This window comes from Burkholderia sp. BCC0398 (assembly GCF_902833245.1).
GTDB classification, from domain to species: domain Bacteria; phylum Pseudomonadota; class Gammaproteobacteria; order Burkholderiales; family Burkholderiaceae; genus Burkholderia; species Burkholderia sola.
The window spans coordinates 167127-183064 of the sequence record NZ_CADFEM010000015.1 but is presented as its reverse complement, the minus strand read 5'-3'; the positions used below and the strand labels follow the sequence as shown (position 1 = coordinate 183064).

Genomic DNA, 15938 nt, shown 5'->3' with positions numbered 1-15938 from the left:
GCCTTCTGTCGGAACTGTCGGTCCGGGTCTCGGTAGGAAAAGGTCGGGCGGCGCGCGGCTTACGAGCCGATCGTCAGCGTCTTGAGCATCAGCGTCTTCGCGGTGTTCAGCGTCTCGACGTTGGCCTGGTACGAGCGCGACGCCGAGATCATGTTCACCATCTCCTGCACCGGGTCGACGTTCGGCATCTGCACGTAGCCGTTCGCGTCGGCGGACGGGTTCGCCGGGTCGTAGGTCGATTTCATCGGCGACGGGTCGTCCATCACCTTGGTCACGCGCACGCCGCCCACGCCCTGGCCGGACGCGCTGCGCGCGCCGCCGATCGGATCGGTCGCGAACACGACCTGCTTGGCCTTGTACGGCTTGCCGTCGGGGCCGGTCGCGCTGTCGGCATTCGCGAGGTTCGACGCGGTCACGTTCAGGCGCTGCGATTGCGCGGACAGCGCCGAACCGGCGACGCCGAAGATGTTCATCAACGAAGGCATGGAGGCTCCTTGTGCTGGGTGCCGGATTCGGAAGCGGCCGGCGCTTACGAGTTCGTTACGAGTTCGTCGTGATCGCGGCGAGCATCGCCTTGATCTGCTGGGTCATCACGGTCATCCCGGTTTCGTAGTGCAGCGCGTTGTTCGCGAACTGCACACGCTCGACGTCGAGATCGACCGTGTTGCCGTCGAGCGACGGCTGCAGCGGCATCCGGTATTGCGCGCGGCCGTAGTCGTCCGACGGGCCGCCGGTCGGGATCAGCTTCGCGGTGCCGGCCATGTGGCCCGCCGCCGTCGACACCATCGACATGCCGCTCGTCACGCCGGCCGGCTGCGCCATCGGCAGTTGCGCGGCGTTGCTGGGCGCGAGCCCGCCGCCCGTCTGCTTCAGCGAGCGCGCGAGCGTCGACGCGAAATCGACGTCGCGGGCCTGGTAGCCGGGCGTGTCGGCGTTCGCGATGTTCGACGACAGCAGTTCCTGCCGATAGGCGCGCACGTCGAGCGCCTGTCGGCCGAACGCGAATTCCGCATCGAGTTTGTCCAGCATGTGTGCGTCTCTCCGTATGAAGCGCTGCACGCCCCTCGCACCGGATGGCGACCCGAGAGGCTTTTTTCCATGACAGCGATGGTAGGCGCGGGACGCAACCGGCAATCGGGCGAATAACGCGGCAAAGGCCCCCTCTATTCATCGTTTGCGCGACGCCCCGGCTCCCTAGAATGCGAAGCGGATCAACGGATCGGAGGCATGGCGATGACGGGCGGCGCACTTCGCGGCAGGAACGGGCGGCTCACGCACGCCCGGCGTGCGTTCGCGCTCGCCGCGGCGCTGTGGATCGCCGCGCCCGCCGTGCACGCCGATGACGGGATGATCGTGATTCCCGGGCGCGGCGAGACGGCCGAAACCGCGCTCGCGCACGCCAATGCAGCGAGCGGCGGGCAGTTCGGCGGGAATGCGGGGATCGCTTCGGCGTCGGCTTCGGGCGGACGGCGCGCGGCTGGCGCGGCGAGCGCCGCGACCGGAGACGGCTACGCGGCGCAACCGGCCGGCCAGATGGTCGTGACGAGCGTTCCGCCGCCGGCCGCTGTGCAGGCCCCTGCGCCGCTCCCCGTCTACGCAGCCGCCCGCGCAAACGCCGGGTACGGCACGACGCCGCGCGCGGCGGACCCCGCCGCCATCGCGACGGTCGTCGCCGGCACGGCCGAGCCTGCATCGGCTTTCGCGCGGCCGGCGCCGCAATCGGCAGCTTCGGCGCGCCTCGCGGCAGCCCGTGCCGCGTCGGCCGCAGCGGCAGCGCGCACCTCGGCCGCTTCCGCCAACCCGGCCCCGGCTCCGGCCGCCGCTACGGCCCAGCCCGCGACGCCGCCCGGCCAGCAAGACCCCGAAACGATCCGGCGCGCGGCGCTCGCGTTCCTGCAGCAGCAGATCGCCGGCCTGCCCGGCAAGACCACCGCGACGGTCACGACCGCCTTTCCGCGCGGGCTCGCCGCATGCACGACGCTCGAGCCGTTCTTGCCGACCGGCGCGCGCCTGTGGGGCCGCACGACGGTCGGCGTGCGCTGCGCGGGCGAGCGGCCGTGGACCGTCTACCTGCAGGCGAAGGTCGCCGTGCAGGCCACCTATTACGTCGCCGCGCGGCAGATCGCGCCCGGCGAGCCGCTCTCCGCGGCCGACCTGGTCGCGCGCGACGGCGACCTGACGGTGCTGCCGCTCGCGGTGATCACCGATCCCGCGCAGGCCGTCGGCGCGACCGCGCTCGCGCGCATCTCGGCCGGGCTACCGCTGCGGCAGGACATGCTGAAGAGCGCGGCGTCGGTGTCGGCCGGCCAGACGGTGCGGGTCGTCGCGGCCGGCCCCGGCTTCACGATTTCGGCCGAGGGCAGCGTGCTCGCGAATGCGGCGCCGGGCCAGTCGGTACGCGTGCGGATGGCGGCCGGGCAGATCGTCACGGCGATCGTCAAGGACGCCGGCACCGTCGAAATTCCGCTGTAGGGATGGATCTGCCGCAAAAATGTAAAGAATTGTTTATTCGGGGCATTTCGGGCTCGCGATGCTAAAGTTCGGGCCGACCCGGCCGTTATCTGGGTCAAACCGTACAGGAAACCCATCGTGAAGATCGATTCCACTCCGAAACCGAGCCCCCTCGCGCCGACCGGCACCGGCGCGGCCCGTGCGCCGTCCGGCACGGCCCAGTCGTCCGCACAGGCAGCCGATGCAGGATCGAGCGGCAGCGACACGAACGTCAACCTGTCGGGTCTGTCCGGCCAGCTGCGTTCGGTATCCGCGTCGGGCGACGCCGATATCGACACGGGTCTGGTCCAGTCGATCAAGGACGCGCTGAACGACGGCACGCTGACGATCGACGCGAACAAGATTGCCGACGGCGTATTGAACACCGCCCGCGAACTGCTGCAGCAGCAGCGCCCGCAGGGCAGCTAAGCCCCGGCCTCGTGGCCGGGTCACCCGGTTTGCCGGCGCGCGCGACACCGCACGCACCGGCGTGACGAGCATGACGCGATGAGAGAAGAGCTGCTGGCCACGGTCAACGACGAACACGCGACGATCGAGGCGTTCGCGTCCCTGCTCGTCTACGAGGAAAAGGCGCTGACGACGGCCGAGCCGCTCGAGATGCTGCCCGGCATCGTCGAGAAGAAAAGCGAACTGATCGACCGGCTCGCGCAGCTCGAACGCACGCGCGACACGCAGCTTTCCGCGCTCGGCTTTCCGGCCGGCAAGAAAGGCATGGACCAGGCGGCCGAGCGCGATGCGCGCCTCGCGAGCCGCTGGCAACTGCTGCAACAGGCCGCCGAACGCGCGCGCCAGGCCAATGCGAACAACGGGATGCTGATCCGGATCCGGATGGACTACAACGAGCGCGCGCTCGCGGTGCTGCGCTCGGCGCCCGCGCCGTCCGGCGTGTACGGCCCCGACGGACGCGTGTCGGCGCTCGCGCGCTGACCGGCCGACGTCGCACCGCGCGGCCGCCCTGCAGCCGCGCCTGTCCCCTTCCCTTCGTTACAACAGCGGACACGCGGTGACCTGCGTGCCGCGTTCCACGCACAACCGCTCGTAGTCGCGCAGGTACGCACGCTCGGCGTCGTCCAGCAGATCCAGATCGATCAGGTCCCAGTCGTAGCCGACCGTCACGATGTTCTCGAACGTCACCGTGTCGGGCTGCGCGTCGTCCGGCCGCACGATCACGATGTTCTCGATCCGCACGCCGCCCTTGCCCGGCAAATAGATGCCCGGCTCGACCGAAATCACCGCATTCGGCACCAGCCCGTACCGCGCGCCCGGCGCGAACCGCACGCCGCCCTCGTGCACGTGAATCCCGACGCCGTGCCCGGTGCCGTGGCCAAAATCATGGCCGTGATCGCGACACACCTGCCGCACCAGCGCATCGACGTCGCCGCCCGTCGCGCTCGCCGGAAAGCGCGTGACGAGCCCCTTGATGCAGGCCTTCAGCGCGACCGTGTAGATCTCGCGCTGCCACGGCTGCGCGACCGTGTCCGGCCGCGTGCGACGCAGCACGACGCGCGTGCAGTCCGTCGCGAAGCCGGCTTCGTAGTACGCGCCGCTGTCGAGCAGCACGAGTTCGCCTTCGGTCAGCTCGACGTCGGCGCTCGCCGCCGTGTAATGCGCGAACGCGCTGTTCGCGCCGTTCGCCGCGATCGACGGAAACGACAGCGCGACCGCCGAACGGGCGCCGTATGCGTCGTTGATCGTGCGCGCGAGGTCGTACTCGGTGTGGCGCACGCCCGGCTCGCCGGTCTTTGCCCAGCGCATCGTCTCGGCGATCGCCGCGGCGCTGCGCGCGAACGCGTCGCGAAACTGGTCGAGCACCGCCGGCGTCTTGCTCGCCCGCATCGCCTCGACCGGGTTGAAATCGGCATGCCGCGCGTGCGGCCACACGCGGTTCACCGCGTCGACGAGCGCGCAGTTCACCGATTCGAAGCCGTAGCACACGTGCTCGACCGCGAACTGCGCGAGAAAGCGCTCGAGCGCCGCGACGTCGCGCCGGATCACGTGCAGCGCCGGATACGAATCGAGCGCGACCTCGCAGCGGTCGCAGCCTTCCGGCAAGAACAACGCCACCTGAGCGCCGATCGCGAACAGGAAGCCGAGGTGCGACGACGCATTCGGGATGTGATAGCCGCGGCTGTTCAGCAGATACGCGAGATCGTCCGACGCGCAGGTGAAGAACGCGGTCTTGCCGTCGGCCGCGCCGGTATGCGCGGCGAGCCGGCGGTTCAGCGTGTCGAGGTTCTGCGCGACGCTCAGGCCGGTCATCGTGGCGGGAATCTCGAAGATCGGCCGCTCGACGTTCCAGCCCGGCAGCGCGATCGCCTGGTCGATTTCGCGATCGGCGAGGCTCGTCCAGTCGAGCGTCGCGGCCTGCGTCTGCTCGAACAGCCGGTTGCGCTGCGCGACGCTGATCCGCCGCGCGTCGTAGCCGACCCGCGCGAGCCGGCTCGCGTGCGCGACCAGCCAGTCGGCCATCGCCTGCCAGATCGTCACGTCGATGCCGAGCTTCTCGACGCGCACGCGCGCCGGATCGCACTGCTCGTCGGCCTGGAAGTGATAGCGGCCGTCGACGAACAGCACGAACGGCGGCACGCCAAGCGCCTGCGCGGTCGCCGCGCTCAGGAAGATCCCGCAGCCGGCCGAGCCGTCGAAGCCCGACACCGCGTAGCGCGGGTTGTTGCTGCGCGGCAGGTACTCGGTCACGTACTCGTCCTGCGACGTGATCACCACCGCGTCGAGTCGCGCGGCATCGAGCAGGCGCGACAAGCCGGCCTGGGTCTCGGCGACGGACGCGTCGTACGGGGAAAGGCCGGAGAAGCTGTATTTCAGTCGGTCGATCATCGGATGCCCGTTATTCATTGTTGTCCGCGGCTAGCGGCGCGTCGCGGCAGCGCTACTGCCTGACACGACACGTCGCCGCGGCGCAGGTCGCGCATGGCGCGACGCGCGGCCGGACCGCGCCGCGGTTCCAGCGGCCGCTCTCGGCAAATTTTCGTCTCACTTAACTTTGTTTGATGCGCGACAGAATCTAGAGCAGGCCGAAATCGAGGTCAAGCCAAAATTTTCGTAGGACTAAAATCGGCGCACGGCCTGCGGATCCCGGCACAGCGCCAATTCACCCGGCGATGCTGCGCGGTACAATGCGCCGGCCTCCGCCCCGGCGAGCGCACCGCCGCCGTGCCCGCGCCCCGACTCGTTGCCACGAAAGAGATTCATGGATTCAGACCTCATGCGTATCGGCCAGCGCATTCGCCGCCTGCGCCGGGAAGCGAAGAAGACGCTGCTGGAAGTCGCGACCGAAGCGAAACTGTCGGTCGGGTTCCTGTCGCAGGTCGAGCGTCATCTGACGGGCATCTCGCTGTCGTCGCTCGTCAACGTCGCGAAGGCGCTGGGCGTGCCGCTCGGCACGCTGATCGAGCAGCCTCGCCAGCCGCAGCCCGATTCGCACGAGGGCAGCCGCAAGCCGTACGCGCTCGACGCCGCGTCGCAATGGTACGAACGGCTGTCCACCACGTTCGACGGCAGCCAGATCAACGCGCTGAAAGTGCAGATGATGGAAGGCTACCGGTCGGAATGGGTCGCGCACGGCGGCGACGAATTCGTGTACGTGCTGGCCGGCCGCGTCTGCTACACGGTCGGCAGGAAGAATTACCCGCTGGGGCCCGGCGACTCGCTGCACTTCGACGCGCGCAAGCGGCATCGCGTGGCCAATGTCGGCGACGGGCCGGTCGAGCTGATCACCGTCAGCACGCTGCCGCTGTTCGACGACAGTTCGGCGGAATTCGCGTCCGCGACGACGGAAATCCGGCAGTCGAGGCCCGCCGAGCCGCGCGTGAGCCGCCGTGCGCCGACGCCCAGACGGGATGTTCGCGACGCCGCCGCGGCGCGGCCGTCCAAGGTTGACGCAGCCGACAAGAAGGGTTCGGCGAAGCCGCGCGCCGCCGCCGGCAAACGCCCGGCGGCCGCGACGCCGGCGCGCAGGAAGAAACCGTAACGGCCGACGGGCGCACATGCCGCGCGCCCGGTTCCGCGCCGATTACTCGCCGACTATTCGTCGACTACTCGCCGATCGCGAGCGCCTGCGCGACGGCCTGGATCCGCGCGCGATGCACGGCTTCCTTGATCTTCTCCGTGTCGCTGCCGATGCCACGCGCGATCGCGCCGGCATCGACGCTGCGCGCGGCCGCGAGCGCGACGCGCAGCCGCTCGGCCTGCGGATACGGCTGCGCATCGAGCCCGAGCCGGCCGCGCGCGTCCGATTCGCACGCCTGCAGCAACTCGGCGAAGCGCGCCGGCTTGCGCAGCGCGTCACTGCGCTCGAAGAGCCGCACCAGCGCGGCCGCGCCCATCTCCATCACGCGATGCAGGTTGCCGTGCTCGCGCGCGACCACCAGCGCGAGATCGCGGCATTCGTTCGGCACGCGCAGCCGCTCGCACAACGGCTTGAGCAGCTCGACGCTGCGGCTTTCGTGGCCGACGTGGCGCGGCAGCACGTCCGCGGGCGTCGTGCCCTTGCCGAGATCGTGCGTGAGCGCCGCGAAGCGCACCGCCAGCGAATAGCCCTGCTTCGCCGCGTAGTCGACGACCATCATCACGTGCACGCCGGTATCGACTTCCGGGTGGTAATCGGCGCGCTGCGGCACGCCCCACAGCGCGTCGACCTCCGGCAGGATGCGCGCGAGCGCGCCGCAGTCGCGCAGTACCGCGAACATCCGCGACGGCTTCGCCTCCATCAGCCCGCGCGCGATTTCCTGCCACACGCGCTCGGGCACGAGCGCGTCGACCTCGCCCGCGTCGACCATCCGCCGCATCAGCGCGAGCGTTTCGTCGGCGACCGTGAAATCCGCGAACCGTGCGGCGAAGCGCGCGATGCGCAGGATCCGCACCGGATCCTCGACGAACGCGTCGCTCACGTGCCGGAACACGCGCGCGCGCAGGTCGGCCTGCCCGTCGAACGGATCGATCACCGGGCCGACCAGCGCGCCTTCCGGGCTCACCTCGCGCGCCATCGCGTTGATCGTCAGGTCGCGCCGCGCGAGATCCTCGTCGAGCGTCACATCCGGCGCGTAATGGAACCGGAAGCCGTGATAGCCGGCCGCCGTCTTGCGCTCGGTGCGCGCGAGCGCGTATTCCTCCTGCGTCTGCGGATGCAGGAACACCGGGAAATCCTTCCCGACCGGCCGGAAGCCCTGCGCGGCCATCTGCTCGGGCGTCGCGCCGACCACCACGTAGTCGCGATCCTGCACCGGCACGCCGAGCAATTCGTCGCGGATCGCTCCGCCTACTGCGTAGATGTTCATGGCTGCGGTTCGTATTCGGCGATCACGTTGGTTTCGCGGCGCGCGGCATCGATCCACCGCTGCACCGCCGGCAGCGCCGTCACGCGCGCCGCATAGCCGGCCGCCTCCGGCGACAGCGCCGGCGCATACGTGTTGAAGCGCATCACGACGGGCGCATACATCGCATCGGCGATCCCGAATTCGCCGAACAGGAACGGCCCGCCCGACGCCTCGATGCATTCGCTCCACAGCGCGTCGATGCGCGCGACGTCGGCGAGCGCGTCGGGCGTCGCGCCGCGCCCCGGCATCGACGCGCGGATGCTCATGCCCATCTGCGTGCGCAGCGCCAAGAAGCCCGAATGCATCTCGGCGGACACGCAGCGCGCATGCGCACGCGCGAGCGGGTCGGCCGGCCACATCGGGAATTGCGGATAGCGCTCGGCGAGCGTCTCGGCGATCGCGAGCGAATCCCAGATCGCCGCGCCGTGATCGTCGACCAGACACGGCACCTTGCCGGTCGGCGAGTATTCGCGGATGCGCGCGGCCGTGTCGTCGCGGCGCAGTTCGACCACGATCTCGTCGAACGGGATGCCGAAATGCGCGAGCAGCAGCCACGGCCGCATCGACCACGACGAGTAGTTCTTGTCTCCAATGACGAGCTTCATGACGGGGTTCCGAAAAATGCGAAACAGGAAACGAAAGGCGCCGACCGGCGGCGCCCCGCGGGTATTAGCGACGCGAGCGGAACCAGTCGAACCGCGAGCGCGTCGGCGCTTCGCCGAGATACGCGGGCGCAATGCTTTCGAGACTCGCGGGCGAGAGCCCGAGTTCCGGCGCGAGCGGCCCCGACAGCACGTTCGGCACCGACATCGTCGCGAGATTGTCGCGCGTGAGCACCGGCTCCCCCGGCAGGCATTCGAACACGCTCGCCTGCAGCCGCGCAAGCGCGTCGGGCAGCCGCACGATGCGTGCCTGCCGACCGACCAGCGTGCCGCAGTAGCGCACCAGTTGCTCGAGCGTGTAGACGGTCGGGCCGCCGAGTTCGTAGGTCTTGCCGTGCGCACCCGCGAGATCGAGCGTGTTGACGAACGCGCGCACGACGTCGCCGACGAACACCGGCTGGAAACGCGCGTCGGGCATCGCGAGCGGCAGCACGGGGACCGTGCGCTGCAGTTTCGCGAACGTATTGAGGAAGGCGTCGCCCGGGCCGAACACGACCGACGGCCGGAAGATCGTCAGCGCGAGCGAATCGGTGGCCGCGACCGCATGCAGCGCGGCTTCGCCGTCGCCCTTCGAGCGCTGGTACATGCTCGCGCCGTGCGAATCGGCGCCGAGCGCGCTCATGTGCAGCAGGCGCTGCACGCCGACCTCGGTGCAGGCGGTCGCCAGCGCGGCCGGCAGCGCAACGTGCGCGCGCTCGAAGCCGGGCCCGTACGGCGTGCCCCGGCCGCCGTGCAGCACGCCGATCAGGTTGATCGCCGCGTGCGCGCCGGCGACGAAGCGCGCGAGCGTGCGCGTGTCGAGCGCATCGAGTTCGACGATGTCGACCGGCAGCATCTGCAGGTGGCGCGCGTGGTCGCGCCGCCGCGTGCCGATCCGTACGTGCTTGCCGGCGTCGATCAGCGCATTGACGAGCCGGCTGCCGATGAAGCCGGTGCCGCCCAGCAGCGCGACGGTCTGGCGATCCATGATGTGGGCCTCAAAAGAACACTGCCGCGTCTCGCGCGGCAGTGTGAAGATTGCGTATCAGGGCGAGATCATGCCTAGACGTTTCTTCAACGACTGCGGTTTGCCCTCGAAGAGCGCCGCGTAGTAGACGGTGTTCGACAGCACGTTCTTCACGTAGTCGCGCGTCTCGTTGAACGGAATCGTCTCCGCGAAGATCGCGCCTTCGACCGGCTGCGTCAACACCTGGCGCCACTGGCGCGGCCGCCCCGGGCCCGCGTTGTAGCCGGCCGTGGCGAGCACCGGCGAGCTGTCGAAGTTGTTGTAGATGTCCGCGAGATACCAGGTGCCGAGCTGGATGTTGGTGTCGATATCGTGCATCTGCGCACGCGAGATCGTGCCCATGCCGAGCTTCTTCGCGACCATCTGGGCCGTCGCCGGCATCAGCTGCATCAGGCCGCCCGCGCCCACCGACGAACGCGCGCTGATGATGAAGCGCGATTCCTGGCGGATCAGCCCGTACGCCCATTCGACGTCGAGTCCCGTCGATTGCGCGTAGCGCTCGACGGTCGTGCGGTACGGCGACGGATAGCGCAGCGTGAAATCGTGCTCGGCTTTCGTGCGGTCGGCCGTGTTGACCGTGCGGTCGAGCAGTTCGACGCGCTTGCCGTATTCGGCGGCCGCGAGCAACTGGCGATCGGTCATCCCGCGCAGCGGCCAGTTCCATTCGCGATTGCCTTCGAGGCGCAGGTTCAGCGCGTAGAAGCGTTGCGCGAGCGCGAAGCCCGGAATCTTGCCCATCGCGTCGACCTCGGCGTCGCTCACCTTCGTGCGCGGCGGAATCGTCGTGCGCTGGCCGAGCTCTTCGCCGGCCAACTGCCCGTAGAAGTTGAACTGGCCGGCGACCTGCTCGAATTCCTGGTTCGCCTGCAGCGTGTCGCCGCTCTGCTTGAGCGCGCGCGCATGCCAGTAGATCCACGCCGGATCGTTGCGCAGCGACGGCGGCATCTGCTCGATCGACCAGCGCACCATCGGCCAGTTGCCGGCGAGCAGCGCGGCGCGCGTGCGCCATTCGTAGCCGGGATTCGACAGCGGCGCGTTCGCCGATTTCGCATACCAGACCGACGCCATCGGCGAGCGCTTGATCGCGCCCTGGTAGCCGATCGCGCCCCACGCGATCGCCTGCTCCTGCTTGGTCAGCGACGGCGCGACCGTCGTCAGCATCCCGGCGGCGGCGTCCGGATCGTTGCGCGCCATGCGGCTGAGCGCGATCAGCGCGATCTGATGCGATGCGGCGTCAGCCCCGACGCCGCGCGCGAGGTACAGCGGCGGCGCGCTCGTCGCCTGGTCGAAGCCGACGGGGCGCGGGCCGAGCGCGTCGACGATCTTGCCGCCGAGCGTCGTGTAGTTCTGCTCGTACGCGAGGCGCGCCTGCTGCCACACGTCGTCGCTCGTGAACTGCTGGTTGACGGTGAGCGCGGTGATCAGGTCGACGCACGCATCGCCGTAGTTCTTCGGCTCGACGAGCAGCGCGCGCGCCGCGTCGGCGACGTTCTCGTTGCGCGCCGCGCGCGACTCGAGCGCGTAGCACTTGACCTGCGTGTCGTCGTCGAGCACGAAGCGCTTGTACTGGTCGTCGAAATTGCGCCAGTCGTGGCGCGCGCCGAGCACGAGCAGGTAGTCGTTGCGCAGGCGATCGGCGATCGCCTGGCCGTCGTAGCGCTGCAGGAACGACTGCACGGGCGCGTCCGGCGCATCGACGCGCGCGCGGCCCGTCGAATCGAACAACTGCGGCTTGATCTGGAAATACTCGACGTAGGACGGCACCGGATAGTTCGGGATCATCGACGCGAGCTGCGCGGCCTTCGCGGCGTCGTTGCGGCGTGCGGCTTCGCGAAGCTGCACGAAGATCTGGTCGTCCCCGGCGAGCGTGTCGTCGTTCGGTGCGGCGCATGCGGCCGTGCCCGCGACGAGCGCGGCGGCCGAAAGCGCGAGCGCGACCGCGCGATATACTCGGAAAAGGCTGTTCGACATCGTTTTGAATGGAGCACGAAGTGACCGAAAGCATAGCACGCAACCCTGTGCCGAACCCGAAGGTTGCGCTGCGCAAAACGCTGTCCGGCGCCCGTCGCGACGCCGCGTCGCAACCCGCCGCGAACGCCGCGCTCGATGCGCGGCTGCGCACGCTGCTCGACCGTCTGGCGCCGCGCACGGTCGGGTTCTACTGGCCGCTGCCGAGCGAATTCGATGCGCGCGACGCGGTGCTCGCATGGTGCGCGGCGGGGCCCGGCCGGTGCGCCGCGCTGCCGGTGATCGGCGAGCGTCACACGCCGCTCGCGTTCCACGCGTGGGACGCGCACACGCCGATGCGCGAAGGCCATCACCGGATTCCCGAACCGGCGTCGGGAATCGTCGTCGTGCCCGATCTTTTGCTGATTCCGTGCGTGGGATTCGATCCGCAGCGCTACCGGCTCGGCTACGGCGGCGGCTACTACGATCGCACGCTCGCCGCCTGGCCGGGCGACACGCTGCCCGTGACGGTCGGCATCGCGTACGAAGCGTGCCGCGTCGATGCGCTGCCGGCCGAGGCGCACGATCTCGCGCTGCGCTGGATCGTCACCGACGGTGCGCTTTACCCGGCCGCCGGATGATGGCGCGCGCGGCGCCGCGATCGTCGCGGCTTGCCGTGAGCGCGTCGCGGCGACCGACCGTTTCCGCGCTCGGTTACAGCGACGCCGCCGCGCGCGCGGCCGTGTCGTAGAGGCCCGACGCGTGGCGCAGCAACTGCGCCGCGTCGCCGATCTGCTCGTTGGTGAGGCCGCTGTCCTTCAGCGTCTCGATCAGGCAATGCTCGCGCACCTCGCGGTACTTCAGGCACAGCTCGCGGCCCGCGTCGGTCGCAAAGAAGAACACTTCCTTGCCGCTCTTCTCGCTTTTCACATAGCCGCGGGCGATCAGTTTTTTCAGCGCATAGGTCGCGACGTGCGTATCCTCGATATTGAGCACGAAGCAGATGTCGGCGAGCTTCTTCTTGCGTTCGCGATGGCTGACGTGATGCAGCAGCGAGACCTCGACCGCCGTCATGTCCTTCGCGCCCGCCGCCGACATGCAGCGCACCATCCAGCGGTTGAACGCGTTGCCGGCCATGATGAGCCCGTATTCGAGTTCCGACAGCTCCGCGCTCGAATCGGAAACGAGGTGTTCGGATGACACGATCTTGGTCGCAGGACGCTTCATGGAAAGGCGGCGCAAGCCGGATGACAGGATGTGCCCGAGTGTACGCCAGAAGCCCCGGCCTACGAGCTAGGCGAAAACGCTTATTGAGAAGTTGTCGATATTTTATTGACAATGTGCGCTAACATTGCCGTCCGAACCGTGCCAGTCCGATGACGCCACCCCGCATTTATCCGCTCGGCGATGCCGCCCTCGTCTGCGAGGTGCCGCCGCCCGCCACGCTCGATTGCCAGCGCCGCGTCTGGGCCGTGGCCGCGGCCGCGCGCGCGTGGCCCGACGTGATCGACGTCGTCCCCGGCATGAACAACCTGACCATCGTGTTCGACCCGCTCGCCGCGACGGCCGACTCGCTCACGCCCGCGCTGCGCGACGCGTGGGAGACGGCCGACGTCGAGCACGCGGACGGCCGCGAGGTCGAGATCCCGGTCGAGTACGGCGGGGCCGCCGGCCCCGACCTGGCCGCCGTCGCCGCGCACACGGGGCTGTCGGCCGACGAGGTCGTCGCACGCCACGCGGCCGGCGCCTACGTCGTGTTCTTCGTCGGATTCCAGCCGGGCTTCGCGTATCTGGGCGGCCTCGACGCGTCGCTGCATACGCCGCGCCGCGCGGCGCCGCGCCTCGAGGTGCCGGCCGGCTCGGTCGGCATCGGCGGCGCGCAGACGGGCATCTACCCGGCCACGTCGCCCGGCGGCTGGCAGCTGATCGGCCACACGTCGCAGCGGCTGTTCGATCCGGCGCGGCCGCAGCCGACGCTGCTGCTGCCCGGCGACCGCGTACGCTTCACCATTGCGGGAGTCGACGCACGATGACCCAGAGCAACGCACCGGGCACCGTCGAGGTCGTGCGGGCCGGCCCGCTGTCGACCGTGCAGGATCTCGGGCGCCGCGGCACGCGCCATCTCGGCGTCGCGCAAGGCGGCGCGCTCGACGGCCTCGCGCTCGAAGTCGGCAACCGGCTCGTCGGCAACCGCCCCGACGCGGCGGCCGTCGAAATCACGATCGGCCCCGCCACGTTCCGCTTCACGCGCGCCACGCGCATCGCGATCACCGGCACCGAGTTCGGCGCGACGCTCGACGGCAAGCCCGTGTATTCGTGGTGGAGCCTGCCGGTCGACGCCGGCCAGACGCTCGTGCTGCCGGCCGCGAAACGCGGGATGCGCGGCTACCTGTGCATCGCGGGCGGCATCGACGTGCTGCCGATGCTCGGCTCGCGCAGCACCGATCTCGCGTCGCGCTTCGGCGGCCTCGGCGGTCGCACGCTGCGCGACGGCGACCGGCTGCCGGTCGGCGCGCCGCCGGCCGGCGCCGGCTGCCTCGCGGCCGACGCGCCCGAATTCGGCGTGAAGGCGCCGGCGTGGTGCGCGTTCGTGCGCGTCGACGAGCCGCCGCGCCGTCACCGCCCCGCGCATGCGCCGTGGGCGATGCCCGTGCGCGTGCTGCCGGGCCCGGACTACGCGTCGTTCGCGGCCGATTCGCAGCAGGCGTTCTGGGACGAGGAATGGCTCGTCACCGCGAACAGCAACCGGATGGGCTATCGCCTCGCCGGCGCCGAGCTGGTGCGCGAGCGGCCGGCCGAGCTGCTGTCGCACGCGGTGCTGCCGGGCACGATCCAGGTGCCGCCGAACGGCCAGCCGATCGTGCTGATGCACGACGCGCAGACCACCGGCGGGTACCCGAAGATCGGCACGGTGATCCGCGCCGACCTGTGGAAGCTCGCGCAGGCGCGGCTCAACCTGCCGATCCGCTTCGTGCGCACGACGCCCGACGCCGCGCGCGCCGCCCTCGTCGCGGAACGGGCGTACCTGCGCCAGATCGACGTCGCGATCGAGATGCGCGAGGAAGCGCGCCGCCGCGCGCAATCGCGCGCGGCGTGACAATGGCGGAAGCGGTAACGAAAGACGCGCCACGCAACCAGTGGACGAGGAACATATGGAAATCGATCTGAATGCCGATCTCGGCGAAGGATGCGGATCGGACGAGGCGCTGCTCGACCTCGTCACGTCGGCGAACATCGCATGCGGCTGGCATGCAGGCGGCGCGAATGCGATGCGCGACTGCGTGCGCTGGGCCGTGCAGAAAGGCGTGTCGATCGGCGCGCACCCGAGCTTTCACGATCCGGAGAATTTCGGCCGCAAGGAAATGCAGCTGCCGGCCGGCGACATCTATGCGGGCGTGCTGTACCAGCTCGGCGCGCTGTCGGCGATCGCGCAGGCCGAGGGCGGGCGCATCGCGCACGTGAAACCGCACGGCGCGCTGTACAACCAGGCCGCGCGCGACCCGCTGATCGCCGACGCGGTGGTGTCCGCGATCCACGACTTCGATCCGTCGCTCGCGGTGTTCGGGCTCGCGAACAGCGTATTCGTCGCGGCCGCGCGGCATGCGGGGCTCGCCGCGGTGGAGGAAGTGTTCGCCGATCGGGGCTACCGCGCGGACGGCTCGCTGGTGCCGCGCAGCCAGCCCGGCGCGTTGATCGACGATGAGGATGCGGTGCTCGCGCGCACGCTCGACATGGTGCGCAACCGGCAGGTGCGCGCGCTGAGCGGCGAATGGGTGCCGCTCAATGCGCAGACCGTCTGCCTGCATGGCGACGGGCCGCATGCGCTGGCGTTCGCGAAGCGGATCCGCGCGGCGCTCGAGGCCGCCGGCGTCGACGTGGTGGCGCCCGGAGCGGTGCAGGCCGACGAAGGCGCGTAACTGCCCGTTCGACGCACTCGACGCATTCGCGACGTTGCCCGCTCACCGCACGTTTTCATCGCACCAAAGAAAAAAGCGCCCTCGTGGCGCTTTTACGTTGATGCAATCGCTGCGGCTTCGCCGTCTGTCGATTCATCCCCCGAAACCGTCTTTCGACGGTGACCGGAAAAATATTCCGGATTAAAAAACGTCCGCCGCCGCCCGATCACTGCCTTCCCCGGTCAGACGACGGAACGTCGCTTATGTGCAAGTCGACCTGCATGCCTATGTTGTTCGACGACGATTGGCCCCGCCGTGCATGCAGACTCTCCGCGGCCGGCACGTGCTTCACGTGCCGGCGACGCTCACCCCGCGCTTTATTTCTGCTACCCCGTAGAACTTATCTATTCTTTTCATTTTTTCAACTTGTGGGATGAAGAATAGATATCGGCCGATCGGGATGTCAATCGTTTTAAACGCTATTTTCCGATGATTCGAGGGTTTTCCTTATCGACCGACGCCCCGCGCGCAAGCGCCTCGCGCGGGGCGCGCGACGTCGATCAAACAGGGGAAGATCGGTGCG

At 69.5% G+C, this 15938-nt stretch carries 16 protein-coding genes; 8 read left to right on the top strand and 8 right to left on the bottom strand.

Annotation, left to right across the window (positions count from 1 at the left end):
* Positions 1 to 59: 59 nt before the first annotated feature.
* Both flgC and flgB read right to left on the bottom strand, forming a co-directional pair.
* On the bottom strand, positions 60 to 485 hold the full coding sequence (gene flgC / locus HWX76_RS28980; protein WP_050014262.1) for a flagellar basal body rod protein FlgC: 426 nt from the start codon (positions 483 to 485) through the stop codon (positions 60 to 62).
* Positions 486 to 540: 55 nt separating this feature from the next.
* On the bottom strand, positions 541 to 1029 hold the full coding sequence (gene flgB, locus HWX76_RS28975; protein ID WP_050014261.1) for a flagellar basal body rod protein FlgB: 489 nt from the start codon (positions 1027 to 1029) through the stop codon (positions 541 to 543).
* A gap of 204 nt (positions 1030 to 1233) precedes the next feature.
* Between flgB and flgA the strand changes: the two genes are divergently transcribed.
* The 3 genes from flgA (at position 1234) to HWX76_RS28960 (ending at position 3438) form a co-directional block, all read left to right on the top strand.
* Positions 1234 to 2472, top strand: coding sequence for a flagellar basal body P-ring formation chaperone FlgA (flgA, locus tag HWX76_RS28970; RefSeq protein WP_124631183.1), 1239 nt, complete (start codon positions 1234 to 1236; stop codon positions 2470 to 2472).
* 117 nt (positions 2473 to 2589) lie between these two features.
* Positions 2590 to 2919 carry a flagellar biosynthesis anti-sigma factor FlgM gene (gene flgM, locus HWX76_RS28965; protein ID WP_050014260.1) on the top strand — a complete coding sequence of 110 codons (330 nt, stop codon included), beginning with the start codon at positions 2590 to 2592 and terminating at the stop codon, positions 2917 to 2919.
* A gap of 78 nt (positions 2920 to 2997) precedes the next feature.
* Positions 2998 to 3438, top strand: a complete 441-nt coding sequence (locus HWX76_RS28960) for a flagellar protein FlgN (RefSeq protein WP_050014259.1) — start codon at positions 2998 to 3000, stop codon at positions 3436 to 3438.
* 57 nt (positions 3439 to 3495) lie between these two features.
* On the opposite strand, the gene HWX76_RS28955 is transcribed toward HWX76_RS28960, so the two are convergent.
* Positions 3496 to 5346 carry a M24 family metallopeptidase gene (locus HWX76_RS28955; protein ID WP_089488899.1) on the bottom strand — a complete coding sequence of 617 codons (1851 nt, stop codon included), beginning with the start codon at positions 5344 to 5346 and terminating at the stop codon, positions 3496 to 3498.
* Positions 5347 to 5719: 373 nt separating this feature from the next.
* Here HWX76_RS28955 and HWX76_RS28950 point away from each other — a divergent pair, with 373 nt between their 5' ends.
* Complete coding sequence (locus HWX76_RS28950) at positions 5720 to 6499, top strand: XRE family transcriptional regulator (protein ID WP_176016711.1); 780 nt, start codon at positions 5720 to 5722, stop codon at positions 6497 to 6499.
* Between the two features lie 64 nt (positions 6500 to 6563).
* Here HWX76_RS28950 and HWX76_RS28945 read toward each other — a convergent pair whose 3' ends face one another.
* From HWX76_RS28945 to HWX76_RS28930, 4 genes are all read right to left on the bottom strand, one after another.
* A complete protein-coding gene (locus HWX76_RS28945; protein ID WP_050014256.1) occupies positions 6564 to 7805 on the bottom strand; it encodes a multifunctional CCA addition/repair protein in 1242 nt (413 codons plus the stop codon).
* Entirely contained in the window at positions 7802 to 8449 is a 648-nt protein-coding gene (locus HWX76_RS28940; RefSeq protein WP_050014255.1) for a glutathione S-transferase family protein, read from the bottom strand. The genes HWX76_RS28945 and HWX76_RS28940 overlap by 4 nt, the downstream gene beginning before the upstream one ends.
* 64 nt (positions 8450 to 8513) lie before the next feature.
* Entirely contained in the window at positions 8514 to 9473 is a 960-nt protein-coding gene (locus HWX76_RS28935) for a complex I NDUFA9 subunit family protein (RefSeq protein WP_050014254.1), read from the bottom strand.
* A 57-nt stretch (positions 9474 to 9530) separates the two neighbouring features.
* Complete coding sequence (locus HWX76_RS28930) at positions 9531 to 11483, bottom strand: lytic transglycosylase domain-containing protein (protein ID WP_050014253.1); 1953 nt, start codon at positions 11481 to 11483, stop codon at positions 9531 to 9533.
* A gap of 8 nt (positions 11484 to 11491) precedes the next feature.
* On the opposite strand from HWX76_RS28930, the gene HWX76_RS28925 reads away from it, so the two are divergent.
* The gene (locus tag HWX76_RS28925; protein ID WP_050014252.1) at positions 11492 to 12100 is read left to right on the top strand and encodes a 5-formyltetrahydrofolate cyclo-ligase; all 609 of its coding nucleotides are present in this window, start codon (positions 11492 to 11494) and stop codon (positions 12098 to 12100) included.
* 73 nt (positions 12101 to 12173) lie between these two features.
* Here HWX76_RS28925 and HWX76_RS28920 read toward each other — a convergent pair whose 3' ends face one another.
* Entirely contained in the window at positions 12174 to 12686 is a 513-nt protein-coding gene (locus HWX76_RS28920) for a winged helix DNA-binding protein (RefSeq protein WP_044847863.1), read from the bottom strand.
* 149 nt (positions 12687 to 12835) lie between these two features.
* On the opposite strand from HWX76_RS28920, the gene pxpB reads away from it, so the two are divergent.
* The 3 genes from pxpB to pxpA are packed head-to-tail and all read left to right on the top strand — an operon-like array spanning position 12836 to position 15376.
* Positions 12836 to 13492, top strand: a complete 657-nt coding sequence (pxpB, locus tag HWX76_RS28915; RefSeq protein ID WP_050014251.1) for a 5-oxoprolinase subunit PxpB — start codon at positions 12836 to 12838, stop codon at positions 13490 to 13492.
* On the top strand, positions 13489 to 14556 hold the full coding sequence (locus HWX76_RS28910; RefSeq protein WP_050014250.1) for a biotin-dependent carboxyltransferase family protein: 1068 nt from the start codon (positions 13489 to 13491) through the stop codon (positions 14554 to 14556). The genes pxpB and HWX76_RS28910 overlap by 4 nt, the downstream gene beginning before the upstream one ends.
* A 55-nt stretch (positions 14557 to 14611) precedes the next feature.
* Positions 14612 to 15376: a 5-oxoprolinase subunit PxpA gene (pxpA, locus tag HWX76_RS28905; RefSeq protein ID WP_050014249.1), complete on the top strand. Its 765-nt coding sequence runs from the start codon at positions 14612 to 14614 to the stop codon at positions 15374 to 15376.
* Positions 15377 to 15938: the final 562 nt, after the last annotated feature.